The 19,493-nt window shown below is 70.4% G+C and carries 18 protein-coding genes and 2 pseudogenes; 12 read left to right on the plus strand and 8 right to left on the minus strand.

What is annotated here, in order from left to right; genetic code table 11:
- Positions 1 to 70: 70 nt before the first annotated feature.
- Entirely contained in the window at positions 71 to 1,546 is a 1,476-nt protein-coding gene (locus ACH4N1_RS14040) for an AAA family ATPase (RefSeq protein WP_398097130.1), read from the minus strand.
- Between the two features lie 104 nt (positions 1,547 to 1,650).
- Positions 1,651 to 2,112 carry a hypothetical protein gene (locus tag ACH4N1_RS14045; RefSeq protein WP_398097086.1) on the minus strand — a complete coding sequence of 154 codons (462 nt, stop codon included), beginning with the start codon at positions 2,110 to 2,112 and terminating at the stop codon, positions 1,651 to 1,653.
- 637 nt (positions 2,113 to 2,749) lie between these two features.
- Here ACH4N1_RS14045 and ACH4N1_RS14050 point away from each other — a divergent pair.
- The 3 genes from ACH4N1_RS14050 to ACH4N1_RS14060 are packed head-to-tail and all read left to right on the plus strand — an operon-like array spanning position 2,750 to position 4,940.
- Positions 2,750 to 3,226 (plus strand): hypothetical protein, encoded by a 477-nt coding sequence (locus ACH4N1_RS14050; RefSeq protein ID WP_398097088.1) that lies wholly within the window; start codon positions 2,750 to 2,752, stop codon positions 3,224 to 3,226.
- 37 nt (positions 3,227 to 3,263) lie between these two features.
- Positions 3,264 to 4,616, plus strand: a complete 1,353-nt coding sequence (locus ACH4N1_RS14055) for a nicotinate phosphoribosyltransferase (RefSeq protein ID WP_398097090.1) — start codon at positions 3,264 to 3,266, stop codon at positions 4,614 to 4,616.
- 33 nt (positions 4,617 to 4,649) lie between these two features.
- Positions 4,650 to 4,940 carry a DUF1876 domain-containing protein gene (locus tag ACH4N1_RS14060; RefSeq protein ID WP_398097091.1) on the plus strand — a complete coding sequence of 97 codons (291 nt, stop codon included), beginning with the start codon at positions 4,650 to 4,652 and terminating at the stop codon, positions 4,938 to 4,940.
- 45 nt (positions 4,941 to 4,985) lie between these two features.
- Here the strand turns inward: ACH4N1_RS14060 and ACH4N1_RS14065 are convergent, their stop codons facing one another.
- Positions 4,986 to 5,558, minus strand: coding sequence for a dihydrofolate reductase family protein (locus ACH4N1_RS14065; protein ID WP_398097093.1), 573 nt, complete (start codon positions 5,556 to 5,558; stop codon positions 4,986 to 4,988).
- Between the two features lie 325 nt (positions 5,559 to 5,883).
- On the opposite strand from ACH4N1_RS14065, the gene ACH4N1_RS14070 reads away from it, so the two are divergent.
- From ACH4N1_RS14070 to leuE, 7 genes are all read left to right on the plus strand, one after another.
- Positions 5,884 to 6,054 carry a DUF5670 family protein gene (locus ACH4N1_RS14070; RefSeq protein WP_030933194.1) on the plus strand — a complete coding sequence of 57 codons (171 nt, stop codon included), beginning with the start codon at positions 5,884 to 5,886 and terminating at the stop codon, positions 6,052 to 6,054.
- Between the two features lie 463 nt (positions 6,055 to 6,517).
- Positions 6,518 to 7,207 carry a hypothetical protein gene (locus ACH4N1_RS14075; RefSeq protein WP_398097094.1) on the plus strand — a complete coding sequence of 230 codons (690 nt, stop codon included), beginning with the start codon at positions 6,518 to 6,520 and terminating at the stop codon, positions 7,205 to 7,207.
- A 1-nt stretch (position 7,208) separates the two neighbouring features.
- Positions 7,209 to 7,631 (plus strand): phage holin family protein, encoded by a 423-nt coding sequence (locus ACH4N1_RS14080; protein ID WP_398097095.1) that lies wholly within the window; start codon positions 7,209 to 7,211, stop codon positions 7,629 to 7,631.
- Complete coding sequence (locus tag ACH4N1_RS14085; protein ID WP_382783835.1) at positions 7,607 to 8,281, plus strand: DUF3618 domain-containing protein; 675 nt, start codon at positions 7,607 to 7,609, stop codon at positions 8,279 to 8,281. Before ACH4N1_RS14080 ends, ACH4N1_RS14085 begins: the two co-directional genes overlap by 25 nt.
- A 232-nt stretch (positions 8,282 to 8,513) precedes the next feature.
- Positions 8,514 to 9,488: a polyphosphate kinase 2 gene (gene ppk2 / locus ACH4N1_RS14090; protein ID WP_398097097.1), complete on the plus strand. Its 975-nt coding sequence runs from the start codon at positions 8,514 to 8,516 to the stop codon at positions 9,486 to 9,488.
- A gap of 168 nt (positions 9,489 to 9,656) precedes the next feature.
- A complete protein-coding gene (locus ACH4N1_RS14095) occupies positions 9,657 to 10,559 on the plus strand; it encodes an NAD-dependent protein deacetylase (RefSeq protein WP_398097098.1) in 903 nt (300 codons plus the stop codon).
- Between the two features lie 19 nt (positions 10,560 to 10,578).
- On the plus strand, positions 10,579 to 11,223 hold the full coding sequence (leuE, locus tag ACH4N1_RS14100) for a leucine efflux protein LeuE (RefSeq protein ID WP_398097100.1): 645 nt from the start codon (positions 10,579 to 10,581) through the stop codon (positions 11,221 to 11,223).
- Positions 11,224 to 11,688: 465 nt separating this feature from the next.
- On the opposite strand, the pseudogene ACH4N1_RS14105 reads toward leuE, so the two are convergent.
- The 3 genes and pseudogenes from ACH4N1_RS14105 to ACH4N1_RS14115 form a co-directional block, all read right to left on the minus strand.
- Positions 11,689 to 12,457 (minus strand): annotated as a pseudogene (locus tag ACH4N1_RS14105) (transposase).
- Between the two features lie 811 nt (positions 12,458 to 13,268).
- Positions 13,269 to 14,915 carry an IS1182 family transposase gene (locus tag ACH4N1_RS14110; protein WP_398097102.1) on the minus strand — a complete coding sequence of 549 codons (1,647 nt, stop codon included), beginning with the start codon at positions 14,913 to 14,915 and terminating at the stop codon, positions 13,269 to 13,271.
- Between the two features lie 138 nt (positions 14,916 to 15,053).
- A complete protein-coding gene (locus tag ACH4N1_RS14115) occupies positions 15,054 to 16,631 on the minus strand; it encodes a recombinase family protein (RefSeq protein ID WP_398097103.1) in 1,578 nt (525 codons plus the stop codon).
- A gap of 34 nt (positions 16,632 to 16,665) precedes the next feature.
- Here ACH4N1_RS14115 and ACH4N1_RS14120 point away from each other — a divergent pair.
- Positions 16,666 to 16,887 (plus strand): annotated as a pseudogene (locus ACH4N1_RS14120) (LysE family transporter); the annotation flags it as partial.
- A gap of 82 nt (positions 16,888 to 16,969) precedes the next feature.
- Here ACH4N1_RS14120 and ACH4N1_RS14125 read toward each other — a convergent pair.
- On the minus strand, positions 16,970 to 17,443 hold the full coding sequence (locus tag ACH4N1_RS14125; protein WP_398097105.1) for a lytic transglycosylase domain-containing protein: 474 nt from the start codon (positions 17,441 to 17,443) through the stop codon (positions 16,970 to 16,972).
- A gap of 339 nt (positions 17,444 to 17,782) precedes the next feature.
- On the opposite strand from ACH4N1_RS14125, the gene ACH4N1_RS14130 reads away from it, so the two are divergent.
- A complete protein-coding gene (locus ACH4N1_RS14130) occupies positions 17,783 to 18,991 on the plus strand; it encodes a phosphatidylserine/phosphatidylglycerophosphate/cardiolipin synthase family protein (RefSeq protein WP_398097107.1) in 1,209 nt (402 codons plus the stop codon).
- 407 nt (positions 18,992 to 19,398) lie between these two features.
- On the opposite strand, the gene ACH4N1_RS14135 is transcribed toward ACH4N1_RS14130, so the two are convergent.
- A partial coding sequence (locus tag ACH4N1_RS14135) for a sigma factor-like helix-turn-helix DNA-binding protein (RefSeq protein WP_366061952.1) occupies positions 19,399 to 19,493 on the minus strand: 95 nt, incomplete at its 5' end.

Consider the following 19,493-nt stretch of genomic DNA (forward strand, 5'->3'; position numbering starts at 1 on the left):
CCTCCACGGTCGCCCCGGCGCGACACTCCGGCAACACGGCCCGCACGCGGTCGGACGTGCCGTCGGTCCGTCAGTCCGGCTCCATGTAGGGACGGCGGAAGACCGGGGCCTGTCCGGTGCCCCAGGGGCGTACGGCCGCCGTCGCCCGGGCGACGGCGGAATCCAGCGGACCCCCGGTGTCGACGGTGACGGCCTCGGGCCAGGCGGGTTCGCGGGCCGCCATGGCGGCGGCGATGTCCGGGCCGGCGTCGGACGGGCCGGGGGCGCGCGTGCTCAGGCGGGCCGCGGACACCTCGTCCGGAGCCCGGCAGCGCAGGGCTACGAGGTCGGCGCTGGTGCGTTCGGCGACGCGCCGTGCCGCTTCGCGCCGGGCCGTGTCGGACCAGGTGGCGTCCAGGACGACGGATTCGCCGGCGGACAGCAGGGCGGCCGCCCGGTCGAGGAGGGCGGCGTAGGTCCTGGTGGTCCACTCGGGTGTGTAGAGCCCCTCGCCGTAGCCGGCCGCCGCGGACCGCTCCGCCGGAATGCCCGCCAGTTCCTTGCGGACGCGGTCGCTGCTGAGCAGGGTGACCCCCAGCCGGTCGGCCAGCGCCCCGGACAGGGTCGACTTGCCACTGCCGGGCAGCCCGCCCACGAGGGTCAGGGAGACGGCGGAGGTGCGCAGGTGGCGCAGCGTCGTCGACACCAGCCGGCGTGCCGCCGTCCGCGCGCCGGGCGCGCCCTGGCGGGCCTGGATCAGGGACACCTTGGCGCGGACGAACGCGCGGTAGGCGACGTAGTGGTGCCACAGGGACGCGGGGGCGGGGTCGCCGGAGTACTCGCCGTACTGCGCGAGGAAGTAGGCGGCGGCCTCCGGGGCGCCGAGCTGTTCCAGGTCCATGGCGAGGAACGCGGCGTCGTCCAGGCCGTCGACGTGGCGGAGCCGGTCGTCGAACTCCAGGCAGTCCAGGACGCGTGGGCCGTCGTCGAGGCAGAAGACGTCCTCGGCGAGCAGGTCGCCGTGGCCGTCGACCACCCGGCCCTGTTCGATGCGGGAGGCGAACAGCGGTTCCCGGCCGGCGAGGTAGCGCCGCACCAGTCGTTCCGCCTCGGTGACCCCGTCGGGCACGGAGCCGTCGTCGGCCAGCGCGTGGACCTGCGCGAAGCTGGCCTCCCAGCGCGACGACAGGGCGTCCCGGGTGCCCTGCTCGGCCACGTCCGGACCGCGGGGCGCCTCCGCGTGCCACGCGGCGAGGTGCCGGGCGACGGCCCGCAGGACCTCGTCGAGGGCGGCCCCTTCCCGTACCAGGCGGGAGAGGCGCCGGTCGGCGGGCATGCGCCGCATCACCACGAGCGGCTCGGGGGTCTCCGCGCCGGGGCCGCGGAACTCGCCGAGGCCCAGGTAGACGTCGGGGGCGAAACGGCGGTTGAGAGCGACTTCGCGCTCGCACGCGGTCCGGCGTGCCTCCCGCGTGGTGTAGTCCAGGAATCCCAGGTCCACCGGCTTCTTGACCTTGTAGGCGCGGTCGCCGGCGAAGAACACGATCGCGGTGTGGGTCTCGCACACCTCGGCGCGCGGCTGCTCGGCGTCCTGGGGTGCGCCGGTCCGGGGCACGGGTCCGTCGGTCCCGGTCACCGGGCGTGCCGCGCGCCCGCCACGTCCGGGCTCAGTCATTGGGGGACCACGGCGGCACAGGGCCCGTGGGGGACGGCGGCCGGGGCGACGGCGCGGAGGGGCACGGGCCGCTCCTCCCGGGCCGCGGCCGGCATGCCGATGCCGGCCGGGCCGCGGCTCCCGACGGGTTCCGGCCCCCGCACGCCGGGCGCGATCGCACCGGGATCGGATGCCACCCGGAGCCGGGGGGTCCGGGCGGCGTCGGCCACCGGGCTGCCGACGGTGTCCCGGTGGGGGCGGCGGGCCCGGAACACCGCCCGCGCGGTGCGGGCGGAACGCCGCGCCGGGCGGTTCCGGCCGGCCCGCTGGGGCACGCGGGCCGGTCCGGGCGCCGGCAGGGGCCGTGCGTACGGCGGGCCTGGCGTGAGTCCGCGGCCGTCGGCCCCGTCGGCGGCCCGGCGGGCGGCGGCGAGACGTCCGGGTGAGCCGTCGGGGCCCACGGTGACGACTGGCTGCATGGCGGCGGTCTCCGTCTCGTACGAAGCTGGATACGACGGTGGGTTCGGCGGCGGTACGGCGGGGGACGACTCCGGCGGCGTGCGGGGCGCCGGATGCCGCCGACGCACCGGCGCGGGGCGCCCCTCCTTCGAGGAGTACCCCAATCCCCTTCCCGGCGCATGTGGAGCGGTGACGCGGGAGGCCGGGAGCGTGGCACCCACCGCGAGAGGAGACGGGTGCGATGGCGGTTCCCCTGGCGGCCGGTCCGGCCCGACCCCCGGCGGTCGGTGTCGCCGGGCCCGCGGCGGGTCCGAGTGGACCCGCATCACGTGCCGAGTCCCGGTCCCGGTCCCGGTTCCGGTCCCGGCACGGTCGTACCCCGGACCTGACCGGCACGCCCGCGGTCCGGGGGGACGGACTGGGCCGGAAACCGGTCCGGCAGGGACCTCCGGCCCTGTTCCCGAGCCCCACCGCCGTCCGACGGTGGGAGCGGGTGGTGGGGACGGCCGACGAGCTGTGGGAGGCCGACTCATGAACGCACGAGGTTCACCGGACACATCCGGTCCGCCGTCGGGGCACGGCGATCACACGTCCGGGGGCGCGAACCCCCTGAGGCGCCCGTCCGACAGGTTCGAGTGCTGGTGCCGCCGCGTCCTCATGGTCGTTCTCGTCCTCGGGCTGCCGGCGGCCGCGGTGAGCACGGGCATGACGGCGTACGAGGCCTCGATGGACACCGTGCGCGCCCAGGCGGCGGAACGGCACCAGGTCACCGCCCGCCTGACGTCGGACGTCAAGGGTGACGACTGGGCGAGGCGGTCGGCGCAGGTCCGCTGGACCGACACCCACGGGGTGGTGCGGACGGGAGCGGCCCTCGTCGAGCCGGGAACCCCCAAGGGCGCCGCCGTGCGCGTGTGGGTGAACCGGGACGGGACCCCCACCGGTCCGCCCGCGAGCGAACTCAACGCGACGACCAGTGGCTGGCTGGTGGGCGGCATGGCGGCGTTCGGCATGGCCGCCGGGTCCGGCGCGGCCTGGGCGGGCGTGCGTCTGGTCCTGGATCGGAGGAGGTACGCGCAGTGGGACGCCGAGTGGGACGTCGTGGAGCCCCGGTGGTCCGCGCGCTTCCACCCGTGACGCACACGACTCCGGCCGAGCCCGGGAGATGACAGCGATGTCGGATGCGACGACCACCGATCTGTACGAAGTCACGATGGCCATGTCCTACCTGCGGGAGGGAACGACCGGCCCGGCGACGTTCAGCCTCTTCGCGCGCTCCCTGCCGCCCGGGCGCGGCTTCCTGGTGGCGGCGGGCCTCGAGTCGGCACTCGACTACCTGGCCGGCTTCCACGTCGGCCCCGAGGACGTCGCCGCCTTCGCCTCGGCGCTGCACCGGCCGCCGGAGGACCTGGAACCCCTGCTCGGGCTGACGTTCACCGGCCGGGTGCGGGCGATCCCGGAGGGGCGGATCGTACTCGCGGACGAGCCGCTGCTGGAGGTGACCGCACCTCTTCCGCAGGCGCAGTTGGTCGAGACGTACGTGCTCAACCGGCTCAACCACCAGACGACGATCGCCTCGAAGGCCGTGCGCTGCACGCTCGCGGCGGCCGGCCGTCCGGTCGTCGACTTCTCCTTGCGGCGCACCCACGGTCCCGAGGCGGGCTTCCAGGCCGCGCGCCTGGGCGCGATGGTCGGCTTCGCGGGGACCAGCAACGTGGCGGCGGCCACCGCGTGGGGCATACCCGCCGTCGGCACCATGGCGCACTCCTTCGTGGAGGCCTTCGCCTCCGAGGAGGACGCCTTCCGCGCCTTCGCCCGCGCCCACCCCGGTCCGGTGACCCTGCTGGTGGACACCTACGACACCGAGGAGGGCGTCCGTGTCGCGGCACGCGTCCTGCGGGACCTGGACCGCGGCCCCGGCTCCGCGGTCCGGCTGGACAGCGGGGACCTGGGGAACCTGGCCGTCCGGACCCGCGCCCTCCTCGACGAGGCGGGCCTGCCGGATGTGCGGATCGCGGCCAGCGGCGGTCTCGACGAGTACGCCGTGGACGACCTCGTCCGCTCCGGGGCACCGATCGACACGTACGCCGTGGGCACCCGCGTCGGCGTGTCGGCCGACGCGCCGTACCTGGACTCCGCCTACAAGCTGGTCGAGTTCGACGGCCGACCGGTGATGAAGCTCTCGTCGGCGAAGGTGACGGCCCCCGGCCGCAAGCAGGTGTTCCGCCGTCCCGGCTGCGCCGACGTGATCGGCCTCGCCGACGAGCGGCCCCCCGACGACGGCGTGCCGCTGCTGGAGACGGTGATGCTGAACGGGCGGCGCACCGGCGGGCGGCCCACGCTCGACGAGAGCGGGGAGAGGCTCGCCGCGGACCTGGACGCACTGCCCTCGGCCGCCCGCCGGATCCGAGCGCCGGTCGCGCCCCGGGCGACGGTCTCGGAGCGGCTGGGCGACCTCACGGCCGACGTCCGGCGCCGCATCGAGGACAGGATGCGGGCCGTCTCCGCACGGCCCCGCACCCTATGACGCGCCCCACCATCCGGATCAAGGAGGAGAACGATGTCGCACACGTCGGAATGGACGGTCCGTCTTCATCTGTTCGAGGACGACGCGGGAACGACGAAAGCACAGCTGACCCTGGACACCGGCAGCACGGAACTCACCGGACACGGAAGTGCGCACTGCCACCCGGCGGACCCGAACGTGCCGGAGATCGGCGACGAACTGGCAGCCGGCCGGGCCATGAACGACCTCGCCCGGAAGCTGCTGCGGACCGCCGAGAACGACATCGAGGGCGTGGGCGCCACGCGGCCGCGCCGCCAGGAGGTCACCGACGGATGGCTCACGTGACCGACGCTGCCCCCGCGCCCCCCGAGTGCGGCGGGCTGCCCCCGGTCAGCGGACGACGTCGAAGACGTTCTTCTGCACGCCGTTGGCGTAGGCCTCGTGCTCGACCAGCTTCAGCTTCTGGGCGTCCTTGTCGGAAGCGCTGAACAGGCGCTTGCCCGCGCCGAGCAGGAGCGGGAAGACGAGCAGGTGGTAACGGTCGATGAGGCCGGCGTCCGACAGACCCCGGTTCAGGGCGGCGCTGCCGTGCACGATGATCGGGCCGCCCTCGGTCTCCTTCAACGCGGCGACGTCGTCGAGGGAACGCAGGAGGGTGGTCTCGCCCCAGTTCGCCACCAGGTCGTCCTCGGTGAGGGTGGTGGAGACGACGTACTTCGGCATCACCTTGTAGTCGGCGAAGTCCTCCATGTCCGGCCAGACCGGGCTGAACGCCTCGTAGCTGGTCCGGCCCATCAGCATCGCGGTGGCTTCCTGCTGCTCGCGTCCCTTGATGTCGAAGGCTTCGGGGAGAAACTCGACGTCCTTGAAGGTCCAACCGGAGTTCCGGTAGCCGGGTTCACCGCCCGGGGCCTCGACGACGCCGTCGAGGGAGATGAAGGCGGTGCTGATCAGAGTACGCATCGGGAGTTCCTCGGTTGTCTCGTGTCCGGTTTTCTGATGTCGAGCGGTGCGGAAGGCGCGCGACGGGGCCGCAAGCCGCGGCTGTGGCGCACCAACCATGATCTCTGACTGTGGATCACGGGGAAACTCATCGGTCGTCCGCCGCTGTGTGCCCGAGCCGGACGGGGGGGGGACCGTTCGGGAGCGGTGGCGCCGGTTCCGGAGGCGGGGCGGACGCCGGTGACGAGCCTGTGACCGTTTCCCGCAAGTGCGGTGAAAAAACCAGGTGATTCGGCTGCGTGTTCCGCGACGGACCGGGCACCAGGAGCGGCGGAGGTTGATAACTATGGTTCCCCTGCTTCTTGTTCTCCTGCTGGCCCTGATCCTCTTCGGCGCGGGCTTCGCGCTGAAGGCACTGTGGTGGATCGCCGTCATCGTGCTGGTCGTCTGGCTGCTCGGCTTCGTCATGCGCAGCGCGGACACGGGCGGCCGCAAGGGCCGCTGGTACCGCTGGTGACCCGCTAGACAGCGGCAAGGACTGTGGGCCCCGGGTGTTCCCGGGGCCCACAGCCATGTCCCCCGTCGGACCCCTCTTCGGACAAACGGTGTGAGAAGCCTGCTTCCGGGCACCAGGCCTCATAGCTGGGGTCCGGTGCAGCAGCGGAACCTGCGCCTCCAACCACCGGACCCCAGCGGCGGGACGGCCGGGCGCCGCCTTCACCGGCACGCCCGCACATCCCCTCACCCCGACCGACCGGTCCGGCGGCCGCCGCCCGCCGGACGGACCGCCGTCGGCGGCAGATCCACGGCCGACGCGGGCCCTTCACCGGATCCCGCCGTTGCCGGGACCGCGAATTCCCCTCCCCTGAAATGTGTCAAACGGGACACAGGGGCCACTCGTGTCGAGAACTGACGGTCACATGCGATTCCGACGTACCGCCTCCCCAGCACGCAGCACATCCGATGAGGAGAAGCCGCCGATGACTGAGTCCATACAGACCGGAACGGGGACGACCCGAGAAAAGGCCAAGGCGGAGACCTCGGCGACGGCCGGCCAGGCCAAACAGGCCGCGACCCAGGTGGCGGGAACCGCGGCCGAACAAGTGCAGAACGTCATGGGTGAAGCGCGGCAGCAGGCAGGCACGGTCATCGACGAGCTGCGCCACCGCGCGATGGGCGAAGCCGAGGGCCAGGCCAAGCGGGCCGCGGACACGCTGCGGCAGTGGGCGGGCGACCTCTCCGGCCTGGCCGAGAACGCCCAGAGCGACTCGCCCGCCCGCAGCCTCGCCGCCCAGGCCGCCGACAGGGGCCACCGGGCGGCCGACTACCTGGACAGGCAGGGCGTCGACGGCCTCGTCTCCGACCTCCAGGGCTTCGCCCGCCGACGGCCCGGTGTCTTCCTCGGGGGCGCTCTGCTGGCCGGGCTGGCGGTCGGGCGCCTGGGTCGGGCGGCAGGATCCGCCCGCTCCGGTGGGAACGGGTCGCAGCCGCCCGCCGGAACGCCGGACCAGGGCGCGCTGAGCACCCCCGTCTCCCCCGCGCTGCCCACCGGTCCCTTGACGGGCGCCACCCAGGGCACCCCCGGACACGTGCCGCCCACCCCCCCGGCACCCCCGGTCACCGGTACGCGGCCGGACGGCACCCCGGGCCGCCCGTACCCGGAGGTGTGAGATGGCCTCGCTCTCCCCCATCCCCGGCTCGACCGGGCCGCAGGAGCAGGACCGGTCCATGGGCCAGCTGCTGTCCGAGGTGACCGGGGACCTCCAGACGCTCTTCCGCCAGGAGGTCGAGCTGGCCAAGACGGAGATCAGGGAGGAAGCCACCAAGGCGGGTAAAGCAGCCGGGATGTTCGGCGGTGCCGGTTTCGCCGGTTACATGGTCCTGCTGTTCCTGTCGCTGGCCGCCGTGTTCGGCCTGGCCAACGTGATGGACGGGGGCTGGGCCGCCCTGATCGTCACCGCCGTGTGGGCCGTCGTCGCGGCCGTGCTGTACCAGAAGGGCCGCGGACGGATGCGCACCGTCTCCCCGAAGCCCGAGCAGACCGTCGAGACCATGAAGGAGAACGCGGAATGGGCACGTCATCCGACCAAATGAGGGCCGAGATCGAGGCCACCCGCGGCCGGCTGTCCGAGGACGTGGACCGGCTCGCCGATCGCACCAGCCCCAGGCGGGCGGTGCGCCGCCGCAAGGAGCGGATGCGCGGCGCCGTGTCGGGCGTCCGTGACCGGGTCATGGGTACAGCGTCGGACACCGCCCACGGTGTGACCGGTGCCGCGCAGTCCACGGCCGCCTCCCTCCAGGAGGGCACCGGGCAGGCGGTCGAATCGGTGCGGGACACCGCCGACCAGGCGGGTCGAGCCGTGCGGCAGGCGCCCGACCTGGCCCGACGTCAGACGCGCGGCAACCCCCTGGCGGCCGGCCTGGTCGCCTTCGGCGTCGGGGTGCTGGCGTCCTCCTTGCTGCCCGCCTCCGAGATCGAGCAGCAGAAGGCGTCCGACCTCATGGAGAGCGAGGCGCTGGAACCGGTCAAGCAGGCCGCCACGGAGTCCGCGCAGCACCTCAAGGAAGGTGCCAAGGAAGTGACCCAGAGCGCGGCCGCCGAGGTGAAGGACAGTGCCACGCAAGCTGCCCGCACCACCCAGGACGAGGCGCGCGGCCAGGCCGGCCAGGTCACGGAACAGGCGCGTGACTCCGGGAGGAACCTCGCGGACGAGGCCAGGCAGAAGGGCTCCGGGGCCGGCTGACCGGCAGACCCGTCCCGCCGTCGACGACGCCGTCTCCCCAGCCACCGGTGCGGGGAGGCGGCGTCGCCCACCTCGGGCCACAACCACGACGGCGCCGCCCCCTTCCCGGCGAAGCAGCGCCGCGGCGCCGGTCGGGCGCACCCCGTCCACCGAGGTGAGAAGCTTTCCGTTTCGGGCAATCGCCCCGTAGGGCCCGGAAGGCACGGCCGTCCACCCAGGGAGCGAGGACCACATGGACCACGAGGAGATCGAGGCACGGTTGCTGGACGGCCTGACGGTCGACGACCGCCGCCCGGAACAGCCGATACTGCTCAACGAGGCCCGCGAGCCGATCACCACCTGGCGGGAGAACTACCCCTACGACCAGAAGGTGACGCGCAAGGAGTACGAGCGGTGCAAGCGGGTCCTGCAGATCGAACTGCTCAAGCTGCAACGCTGGATCAAGGACACCGGCGGCCGCCTGGTCGTGGTGTTCGAGGGCCGGGACGCCGCGGGCAAGGGCGGCACGATCCAGCGTTTCGCCGAGCGTCTGAATCCGCGCGGCGCGAACATCGTGGCGCTGGAGAAGCCCACGGAACGCGAGAAGGGGCAGTGGTACTTCCAGCGTTACGTCAGCCATCTCCCCGGACCGGGAGAGATCGTCTTCTTCGACCGCTCCTGGTACAACCGGGCCGGAGTCGAACGCGTCATGGGCTTCTGTACGCAGCGCGAGTACGAGCTCTTCCTCGAGCAGTGTCCGTCGTTCGAGAAGATGCTGGTGGACGACGGCATCATCCTGGTGAAGTTCTGGTTCTCCGTCTCACGGGCGGAGCAGCGGACGCGCTTCGCGATCCGCCAGGTCGATCCGGTCCGCCAGTGGAAACTGTCGCCGACCGACGTCAAGTCGCTCGATCTCTGGGACGACTACACCACGGCCAAGGTGGAGATGTTCCGGGCAACCGACACCGAACACGCCCCCTGGACCGTCGTCAAGAGCAACGACAAGCGGCGTGCCCGCCTCGAAGCCATGCGCAGCCTGCTCCGACGGATCGACTACACCCCCAAGGACCCGGAAGCGGTCGGCAAGCCGGACCCGCTCATCGTCGGTGCCGCCGCCACCCTCCTCGAACCGGGTGAGGAGGACACGGCCCTCTCGCCGACCCCGCTGACCGCCCAGACCAAAGGCCCCGGGAACCACCCCGACACGCAGACCGTCACGCTTCGATGACCGATGACCGATGACCGATGACCGCGCGCGTCGCGGCCGCTCGTGCGGTCCGCCGTGACGGTGCCCGGCACCGGCCGGCGCACGGGGCGTCCGCCGCACCGTGTCCGCCGTCGACGACGCCGTCCGGGGACCGGTGCCCGCGGCGGCGGGTTCCGTACCCTGGTTCGCATGCGCACGCGCCCCACTCTCAGCTGGACGCCCACCGAGGACCTGCCGCCGGGCACCACGGACCCGGAGCCGGTCGTCGAGGCGCTGAGCACCGGCGGTGTGCTGGTCCTCAGCGGGGCGGGCATCTCCACGGAGTCGGGCATCCCCGACTACCGGGGCGCGGACGGAAGCCTGAGCCGGCACACCCCGATGACCTACCAGGAGTTCACCTCCAGCGCCCGGGCCCGACGCCGGTACTGGGCGCGCAGCCACCTCGGCTGGCGCACCTTCGGCCGCGCCCGCCCCAACGCCGGGCACCGGGCCGTGGCCGCGTTCGGCCGGCACGGGCTGCTCTCGGGTGTGATCACCCAGAACGTCGACGGCCTGCACCAGGCCGCCGGCAGCGAGGACGTCGTGGAACTCCACGGCAGCCTGGCCCGGGTCGTCTGCCTCTCCTGCGGCGCCGTCAGCGCGCGCCGGGAACTCGCCCGACGGCTGACGGAGGCCAACGCGGGCTTCGAGCCGGTGGCCGCGGGAGTCAACCCGGACGGCGACGCAGACCTCACCGACAACCAGGTCGGGGACTTCCGCGCGCTGCCCTGCGCGGACTGCGGCGGCATCCTCAAACCGGACGTGGTGTTCTTCGGTGAGTCCGTTCCGCCGCAGCGGGTCGAGGACTGTCGTGAACTGGTCCGCCGAGCGACGTCACTGCTGGTCCTGGGCTCCTCGCTGACGGTGATGTCCGGGCTGCGGTTCGTCCGCCAGGCGGCCGAGGCGGGGAAGCCCGTGCACATCGTCAACCTCGACCCGACCCGGGGCGACCGGCACGCGGCGGCACGGGTGGCGCTTCCGCTGGGAACGGTCCTCACCACCGTGGCCGGCCGCCTAGGCATCCCCGAGGGCCACGAGGAGACGCCGTACTGACCGTGCGACACTTCCTGCCATGTTCGGCGTCAACGACCTCCCCACCTATCTGGCAGGGCTCGCCCTGATCGTCCTGCTGCCCGGCCCCAACTCTCTGTACGTCCTCTCCGTGGCCGCCCGGCGCGGGGTGCGGGCCGGTTACACCGCCGCGGCCGGCGTGTGGTGCGGCGACGCCGTGCTGATGACGCTCTCCGCCGCCGGTGTCGCCTCCCTGCTCCAGGGCAACGCCGTGCTCTTCGGCATCGTGAAGTACGTGGGCGCCGGCTACCTGACCTGGCTGGCCGTCGGGATGCTCCGGGCCGCGTGGGGGATGTGGCGCAGCCGGCGGGAGCGGGCCACGTCCGACGTCCGGTCCGCCGGCGTGGCCGACGAGCGTCCCTTCCGGCGGGCCCTGGTCATCAGCCTCCTCAACCCCAAGGCCATCCTGTTCTTCGTCGCCTTCTTCGTGCAGTTCGTGTCAGAGTCCAACCCGGTCGTGGGGTTCGTGACGCTAGGCGTACTCGCCCAGTTGGCAAGCGTGTTGTACCTGTCTGCGCTCATCTTCGGCGGGTCTCGTCTAGCTGCTGCGTTCCGTCGTCGGAGGACGCTCAGCGCAGGGGCCGCCTCGGCCGCCGGGGCGCTCTTCCTGGGGTTCGCCGTCAAGCTGTCTCTGGCAAGCGTGTAGGGGGCTGACGTGTCTCACCTTGACGAAGCTGCGGCCCTGTTCGCCCGCATGAGCCTCCAGGAGCAGCAGGAGGCACTAGGAGCCCTCGGCCTGCCTCAGAGGCCCCCGAAGGAGCCACAGGAGTTCCCCGAGGTCACCCCGTTCTCTGCTCTTGTCAGCACGCCCAGCAGGCGGAAGCGGCGGCCACTCACCGTGAAGGCCGTGAGTAGCCCTGAGACATCTTGAGAGACTCAGGGACTTTGCCAACCCCCAGGTCCCGGCCTTGAGCGCCCCGCTTCCCGGCCGCAGGACGCACGTACCCGTGCCTTTCTCGGACCGCGTGAGCTCTTACACTCAACGCCCGCTGACAGAAGGGCAGTTGGCATACCCACGGCACCAACAGGCACTCATACGAGCCTAAGGGCTGTCCCGCAAATGATCTCCGAGTCGTCTCGGGCATGGCGGGCTGTCGTGCAGCTCGCTGATTTATCCGGCGAGGGCGAGGTTGTGCATCCGGGCGATTCCGAGCATGGCGTGGTGGACTCCGTCTCCTAAGGCGGCAGTCGCGGAGGATCTTCCACGTCTTCATTCGGGCGAAGACGTGCTCGACGCGGGCTCGGACCTGTTTGTGGGACTTGTTGTGTTCCTCTTTCAAGTGCGGGAGTTCGCTCTGGCCGCGCTCTCGTCGGTGCGGGATCACGAGTCCAGTGCCCAGGTAACCGCCGTCGGCGATCGTGAGGGTCCTGCCGACAGCAGCCTTGGCACCGGATTCCTCCCACGCCTTGCAGTCGTTGCGGTTACCGGCGAGAGGCCGGCCGACCACGACGACCAGGCGGGTGTCAGCGTCGATGACGACCTGGTGGTTGGTGGAGTACCGGTAGTTCTTCGACCGCTCGGCGATGGTGTGGTCGCGGGTGGGAACCAGGGTGCCGTCCACAATGAGCACGGTGTCCTTGGCGAACCGCTTGCGAGGCTGGAGAGCGAGTATCGGCCCGAGGTGGTCGATGATCCGGTCGGCCGCCGACTTGGACACCCCGAACAGCGGGGCGAGCTGTCGCATGGTCAGATTCGTGCGCCAGTAAGCCGCGACCAGCAGAGCCCGGTCCTCCAGCGGAAGGCTCCACGGCCGGCCCCTGCGGACCGCGTCCGCACCCCCGCGCCGCAGAACCGTCACCAGCTTCCCGAAAGCGCGCGGGCTGAGCCTGGTGAACGGGGGTATCCAGGACGGCTCCGACGCCGTGATCACACCAGCCACAGCGAGATCATCTCAGCCGCCCTATCATCCGATCCAAAGAGACAAGCAGCCGTCGAGGGGGCCGATAGGGATGGCCGCAGCACGCATGGCAGCAGCTGTGCTGGTCACATGGGCCGCGCTGATCGCGCTCCTACTCGCGCCGTCGCCCCTGCCAGAGCAGTGGCGCCACTACATCTACTCTCCAGCGAGCGTGGGCTTGTGGCTGCTGGCCATGCTCGTCGCGCCCGTCGTGGTCTGTACCGTCAAATGGCCATGGATCAAGTCGGGCGGTAGGTGAGCCCCGACTTGCATACGAGCCCGCGGACTACCCCGTAACACCTGGTCATCAATAACGGGACAGCTCTTATCCGCTCTTCAATCTCGGCAAGCCGAACGCCGTACGCGATGCGGCGTTCCTCGTTGTCACGGAAAATTTTCCTGATCACATCATCAAACTCGTTCACGGTATCTCCTTGCGATAGAGCAAAACGAGACCCCAGACAGCCGCCGGGGGTGGAGTTGCGATGATGTCTTAGTCCTAACCCCTTCGGGGTGGCGGTTTCAAGGAAGGGCGTTTAAACGGGCCGAGCGGGAGAGCGTTTAAACGATGCTTTGGCTTCGCCAGGGGGTTGCGATGCAAGGTCCCTTCACCACCAGCACCCGGCGCAGGGCCTCGGGGCCGAGACAGGGGGAGTATGCGTGTTGTAACCGTGATCCAGGGTCAGGACGGTAACCGAAAAGTCGTTGCCGATGTCGTCTATCCCGCCGGGGGTTGACATAAGAGATGCCCCCTCCACAAGGACGCTGTTGGTTAATTCCGCCCCGCTGGATCTCATCCAGCGGGGCGGAGTGCCGCGAAGGGTGAGACGCGGGTGCGGGCGAGTGCTCTGCCGGTGAGCCAGGCATCGATGCGGGCGAGGTTGACGGCTGCGCCGGTGAGGTGGTGCTGCAACCGGGTCTTGGCAAGGCCGCGGTAACGGGATCTGCGCAGGCCGAAAGCCTGGATGCCCTGTGAGATGGTGCCCTCGACGCCGGCTCGGTGTCCGTAGCGGCGGCGCCATTGGTCGGTGTCCTGCTCGATGCGGGCCTGCTGAAGGATGTCGTGCTCGGTCTTCGGTCTCAGGGTCAGATTGCGGCCGGTCCTGGAGCTGGTGCACGAGGTCCGCAGTTCACAGGGGTCGCAGTGCCGGGCGGCGAACCGGATCCGGGTGACCGGGGCGCCCCACTGACTCCGGGCTTCCTGCCAGACGACGCTGGTCTGCCCACCGGGGCAGACGGCCCGGCGCTGGTCCCAGTCGATGGTGAAGCGGGTGTTGTCGAAGATGTCTCCTGTCGCCTGCCCTTTCACGGTGGTCGACTTGACCGGGCCGACCAGCTCGATGCCGTGATCGCGGCGGGCGTGGTGGATCTGTTCAGCGTCGATGTATCCGGCGTCCACCAGGTGCTCGTCCGGCAGCAGGCCCCGTCCGGCCAGGGCGGTGTGGATGTCCTTCAGGACAAGGACGTCGTTGACGGGCGCCGACGTGGTGCGGACGTGGGTGATCAGGTGCGGGGCGTCGGGCTCGCAGGTCTCGCTGAGGTGGACCTTGTAACCGGACCAGCCCAGGTCCCGTTTCGAACCAGTGCGGGCCTCGGGCTCGTAAGGGGTCCGTAAGCGGATCAGGCCCGGCGGGAGGTCCTTCGTCCCGCGCCAGCGCACGGTGTCCTCAACGTGGTGGAACTGCTGCACCCAGGTCTGCCGCAGGAACTCCACCGCGGGCAGGCTCCGCAACGAGGGCGGTGGCGTGGCCGACCAGAGGGCCTTCAGCAGCGTCATTCCGTCGGCCCCGCATTGGTCGGCGTGTTCGACGCGGGCCGCCCACCGGGACGCGAAGCGACTGTCCTCCGGTCTGGCCGAGTAGCGGTCGAACCACTCCGGCGCCGCCACCGTCACCAGCCAGTCCCCGGCTGCCTCCGCCACCTGGTTCAAGGCCGCCCGCAGGGTCTCGACCACGAACTCCAGCCGGTTCAGGTCTCTCGTCGCGGCCAGCACGTGGGTGGCGTCCGTGCGCTGCCGCCCGCCTGCCTTGACCAGCCCCGCCTCGCCGGCCGCCCGGAGTACCGCGTCGAATACCGTCTGACCGGCCTCGCCGCCGACCAGCCGGGCACGGAACTCGCTGAGCACCGAGAAGTCGAATCCGGTGTCGGCCAGCTCCAGCGACAGGGCGTACTTCCAGTCCAGACGCGAGCGGACCGCGTGCGCGGCCTGCCGGTCGGTCAGCCCCTCGGCGAACTGCAACACCGACACCAGCGCAAGCCGGGCCGGAGACACCACCGGCCGCCCCCGGACCGGGAAAAGCTCCTCGAAATCGGCATCCGAGAACACCGGCCCGAGCGCATCCCGCACCCGCATAACCAGGCAGCCCTTCGGGAACACCGCACGAGCAAGCCGAGCGGTCTCCTCCGGGATCTCCCCCAGATCCACCCCACGCAACGACACCGAACCCCACCCCTCAACACGACGGCGGCCTGCACAACCCCAACGGGGTCTTGCAGGCCGCCGTCACGCCCGCACCCGATTTACCAACAGCGTCCACAAGGAGGGGGCATCTTAGTTTCGGGGAGTGTGCCGGTATGGTTAACTCCAGTTGTTGTCCATCCTGATCAGTCGCTCCTCAACATCGTGCGGAATGATCAACCGCCCCAACAGTTCCCCATCGTCCTGTTTCCCGAGTTCGAAAGTTATTCCGGCGCTCAGTAGATCCTTTTCCATGGCCTCTACGCCACCGGTCTTCCAATGTTGACTGTAAGTCATGCCGGTGCTTTCGTAGACCCACCTGTCCTTAGTGGACTCCGGATCGATCTTCGTCAAGTCGTTAATGAGAGCGTCCAGCGTGCTCTCTGCCTTCTCGCGAATGAAGCCAGCCTTGTCGAACCTTCCGCCAGGCTCCAGCCCAGACATGTAGTAAGCGATGGAATCTTCCAATCGCTTCCGCTCACGCCTGTTCTCGTCGCCTCGGGCATACTCGCGCCGGATCACCTCGAAATCACCGAGGGCCTCAAATACGGCCTGCGCCAGAGCCGAGTACACATGCTCAGGATCCGGTGTTACGAATCCGGGCCTCCGGCACTCGGGGCACCGCAAGTATCGGTACTCTTTGACGTCGCCAGTAGAAAGCGTCTTATAGCTATTCGTTTCAACGACGTTTCTTCCGCATTCATGTTTCATGACGCCGAGGAACCTGGTGGGACGGCGGTTCTTCTCATGATGACGCTTATTCTTCGAGCGGGTGGCAAGTGCTGCTTGCACGCCCTCGAATTCTTCATCAGTCAGGATCGGTTCATCCGTGACCCTGATTTCCTGTCCCTTCTTGTCTAGTACCGGCGTAGATTTGTAGGTAGTCGACTTCGTCCCCCCTTCGGTGCGGAGCCCCTTAACGGCAGGATTCCTAAGAGTCCTGAGAACCTGCTGGTTGTTCCATTTCCCGTTGCTGTAGGTCGGAACCTTGGCCCTATCCAGGACCTTGGCGATTCGGTTTGCCGGGACCCCCCGCATTGCAGCTTGGTACATGTAGCGCACTGCCCGCGCCTGCCCGGGATCTTGCACTAGACGGATTTTCCCACCCACCTTGGCAGCCTTGTAGCCATACGATGGCTTACCGATACGCCATTGATCCTGCTGCTTAGTGTATTCCCAGTGGGATGAAACTCGGGTCTTAGTGTTGGCGGCTTCAATCTCTGCGACTGCCGCGACGAATGTCACCATTGCCTGAGCCATGGGGGATGCCAAGTCCAGCATGTCATTCAGAGAAACCAAGTTCTTCCCGAACTTCTCACACCACTTGATGACTTCGTGCAGGTCAGAAATGCGCCTGATGAACCGGTCCAACTTCCAAAACAGAATTAGGTCGAACTCCGGTATGCGGTTGTTGAGCCAGTCCCCGAGTTCCTTCCGCTCCCAAGGCGCCTTCTTGGTTGCAGACACTCCGAGGTCCCTGGCCACGCCGACAACCCTGACGCCTTCTCGGATGGCATGGCGGCGAAGGTCAAGTTCCTGCCGCGCTGGGCTGGTGGTGTCCTCCGTGAGGATCGATAGTCGCACCGACAGGAGTCCACGGGGCGCGCCCTCCGGCAGCGCCTCGTTCCTGGCCTGAAGTTCGGCCAGCTCTGCCAGCTCCTCGGCGCTCCACTCGGGAGCGGTCTTCGTGGTGGTCATAGGCGCGAAGGTACAGGCAGTTGGATTCTGTCGCTTTCTTCGGCAGTTCGTGGACCCGGCCTACGCCTACCCGGCGCTGTCGTTCGTCGTCCTCGGCGCGTTCGCCCAGCTGGCGAGTGTCCTGTACCTGAGCGCGCTGATCTTCAGCGGGACGCGTCTGGCGGCGGCGTTCCGGCGGCGCAAGCGGCTGGCGGCGGGGGCCGCGGGGGCCCTTTTCCTCGGGTTCGCCGTCAAGCTGTCGCTGGCCGGCGGCTGAGCCTAGGCGTACCACCCGCCGTGGCCGCGGACTCGATCGTGCGGGGTCCGCCGCGAGGCGGCGGGCGCCCGGACCGTCGCCCCTACCGCGACCGCTCCACCGGAGGCGCCGCAGCCCGGGCGCCGTCGGCCGGAACGGCCAGAGCCCGGGCGGCCCGGTCGCGGTGCGTGCGGAAACGGCGCAGGTACGACCGTGCCATGGGGCCCGGCGGGACCCCGCGGGCGAAGGCCCGCATGTTGCGTTCGCCCGTGTTGTAGCCGAGGGCGAGGAGCTCGTCGCGGGTGTAGCGGCGCACGTGCCGCTCCGGAAGGGTGCGGTCGAGGTCCCGCAGATGCAGGGCCGCCGCCTGGATGGCGAACGCGGGGTCCTCGCGGAGGTCCCGCCACCGCTTCGACAGGCCGTGCGTCCGCCGGACCCGCTCGAACGTCGCACGGTGCATGTTGGCCACTCCGAAGGACGCTCCCGGCTTCCACCACTGCCACAGCCGTTCCAGCAGCGGATGGTGCGGTTTGTACGCCTCGTTGTGCAGGACGGTCATCACGAGAACGGGTGACACTCCGGCCTCCGCGGCGCAGCGCGCCACCTGCGGGGCGTAGTCGGCCGGGTCGTATCCACCGGGCCGCAGCGGTGGCCTCCGAACGCCACCGGGGCCCGCCGGCCCGGCCCCTCGCCCGGCCCCCGTCACTCGCTCCGCCATCCTCGACCGCCTCTCTTCCGCAGCCCGCCCGCGCCCGTACGGCGGGGCCGTCCCTGTGGGGTGCACGTGCCCCTGCGCCCCGGCCTCAATCCGGCCCGCGACGGCTGGAGTGCCGCGCCGCCGACCGGGCATCCGGTTGTGCGGGCCGTCGCGGCGGCCCTCGACGTTTGCCTTCACGGTCCAGTGGGAGATTTCGGCGTGATACTCGACGACATACCGGCACCCCGTGCTCACGACGGCGCACCCGACACCGCGGCGCGCAAGCAGCGCCTGCGCCGTCGTCTGGAGCGGCTGATCGGCGTGGCCGCCACCGAGGGCAACGCGCTGGTTCCCCTGCGCAACGGTGACGAGATCTTCCCCGCGATGCTCGGGGCGATCCGTTCGGCCGAGCACACCATCGACATGATGACCTTCGTGTACTGGCGGGGTCAGATCGCCCACGACTTCGCCGCCGCCCTGGCCGACCGCGCCCGCGAGGGGGTGCGCGTGCGACTGCTGCTCGACGGCTTCGGCGCCAAGGAGATCGAAGGGCGGCTGCTGGACCTGATGAGCGAGGCGGGCGTCCAGCTGGCCTGGTTCCGCAAGCCCGCGTGGCTGTCGCCGTTCAAGCAGAACCACCGCTGCCACCGCAAGGCCCTCATCGTCGACGAGCACACCGCCTTCACCGGCGGCGTCGGCATCGCGGAGGAGTGGAGCGGCGACGCCCGCAACCCCGGCGAGTGGCGGGACACCCACGTCCAGGTGCGCGGTCCGGCCGTGGACGGCATCGCGGCCGCGTTCGCGCAGAACTGGGCGGAGTGTCACGACGAACTCTTCGACGACCGTGACCGCTTCACGGCACACCCGCAGGCCGGCTCGTCGGTGGTGCAGGTGGTGCGCGGCTCCGCGAGCATCGGCTGGCAGGACATGCAGACCCTCATCCGGGTCATGCTCACCTCCGCCGAGGAACGCTTCCGGCTGGCCACCGCCTACTTCGCCCCGGACACCTACTTCATCGACCTGCTGTGCGAGACCGCGCGGCGCGGCGTGCGCGTCGAGATCCTGCTCCCCGGGCCCCACACCGACCAGCGGGCCTGCCAGCTCGCGGGGCAGCACCATTACACGCGGCTGCTGGAGGCCGGCGTGCACATCCGCCAGTACCAGCCGACCATGATGCACGCGAAGATCATCACTGTGGACTCGGTGGCCTCCCTCATCGGGTCCACGAACTTCAACCGTCGGTCCATGGACCACGACGAAGAGGTGATGCTCGCCGTCCTGGACGAGGAGTTCACCGCCGTGCTCGACCGCGACTACGACGCGGACCTGCGCGACAGCGTGGACATCGACCTCAGGCGGTGGAGGCGGCGGGCGGTGCTGCAACGCGCCAAGGAGTCCGCGGTCCTCCCGATCCGGCGCTTCCTGTGAGCCGCCGCCGATCCGGCGCTTCCTGTGAGCCGCCGCCGCCCGTCGGGAGTGCCCCCGCAGCCGGAACGTGCGGGGGCACTCTGCCCTGTCCCCGGTGAGCGGCGGTGCCGAAGCGCGTCGGCGGGCACCGGCGGATGAGCGCGCCGGCCGGGAGGAGGAAGCTCTCTCGCGGGGGACGTCACCGCGGATCCGCCACCGGATCCGCGTGCGGGACCGGTGGGGGCGGTGGCCGGGCACGAGCCGCCACCATCACCTCGGCGCTTCCTCGCGCCTCCGCGCACGGTGGGCACAGCGAAGGTGGGCACAGCGAAGGTGGGCACAGCGGAAGGCGGACACAGCGGAAGGCGGACACAGCGAAGAACGGGACCCGGATACCGGGTCCCGTTCCGACTTCCGCTGACGGACTGTCAGCTGGTGCTGAGCATGCCTTCGCGCAGGCGGGTCAGGAGGCGGGAGATCAGCCGCGAGACGTGCATCTGGGAGACACCGAGGCGTTCGCCGA

Origin of the sequence: Streptomyces sp. NPDC017202 (assembly GCF_044331705.1) — a bacterium.
Lineage (GTDB): Bacteria > Actinomycetota > Actinomycetes > Streptomycetales > Streptomycetaceae > Streptomyces.

Bases quoted from the DNA above. Each gene is read 5' to 3' on its own strand.
- ACH4N1_RS14045 (WP_398097086.1), bottom strand. From the start codon at position 2,112: ATGCAGCCAGTCGTCACCGTGGGCCCCGACGGCTCACCCGGACGTCTC.
- ACH4N1_RS14050 (WP_398097088.1), top strand. From the start codon at position 2,750: ATGGTCGTTCTCGTCCTCGGGCTGCCGGCGGCCGCGGTGAGCACGGGC.
- ACH4N1_RS14055 (WP_398097090.1), top strand. From the start codon at position 3,264: ATGTCGGATGCGACGACCACCGATCTGTACGAAGTCACGATGGCCATG.
- ACH4N1_RS14060 (WP_398097091.1), top strand. From the start codon at position 4,650: ATGTCGCACACGTCGGAATGGACGGTCCGTCTTCATCTGTTCGAGGAC.
- ACH4N1_RS14065 (WP_398097093.1), bottom strand. From the start codon at position 5,558: ATGCGTACTCTGATCAGCACCGCCTTCATCTCCCTCGACGGCGTCGTC.
- ACH4N1_RS14070 (WP_030933194.1), top strand. From the start codon at position 5,884: ATGGTTCCCCTGCTTCTTGTTCTCCTGCTGGCCCTGATCCTCTTCGGC.
- ACH4N1_RS14075 (WP_398097094.1), top strand. From the start codon at position 6,518: ATGACTGAGTCCATACAGACCGGAACGGGGACGACCCGAGAAAAGGCC.
- ACH4N1_RS14080 (WP_398097095.1), top strand. From the start codon at position 7,209: ATGGCCTCGCTCTCCCCCATCCCCGGCTCGACCGGGCCGCAGGAGCAG.
- ACH4N1_RS14085 (WP_382783835.1), top strand. From the start codon at position 7,607: ATGGGCACGTCATCCGACCAAATGAGGGCCGAGATCGAGGCCACCCGC.
- ppk2 (WP_398097097.1), top strand. From the start codon at position 8,514: ATGGACCACGAGGAGATCGAGGCACGGTTGCTGGACGGCCTGACGGTC.
- ACH4N1_RS14095 (WP_398097098.1), top strand. From the start codon at position 9,657: ATGCGCACGCGCCCCACTCTCAGCTGGACGCCCACCGAGGACCTGCCG.
- leuE (WP_398097100.1), top strand. From the start codon at position 10,579: ATGTTCGGCGTCAACGACCTCCCCACCTATCTGGCAGGGCTCGCCCTG.
- ACH4N1_RS14115 (WP_398097103.1), bottom strand. From the start codon at position 16,631: ATGACCACCACGAAGACCGCTCCCGAGTGGAGCGCCGAGGAGCTGGCA.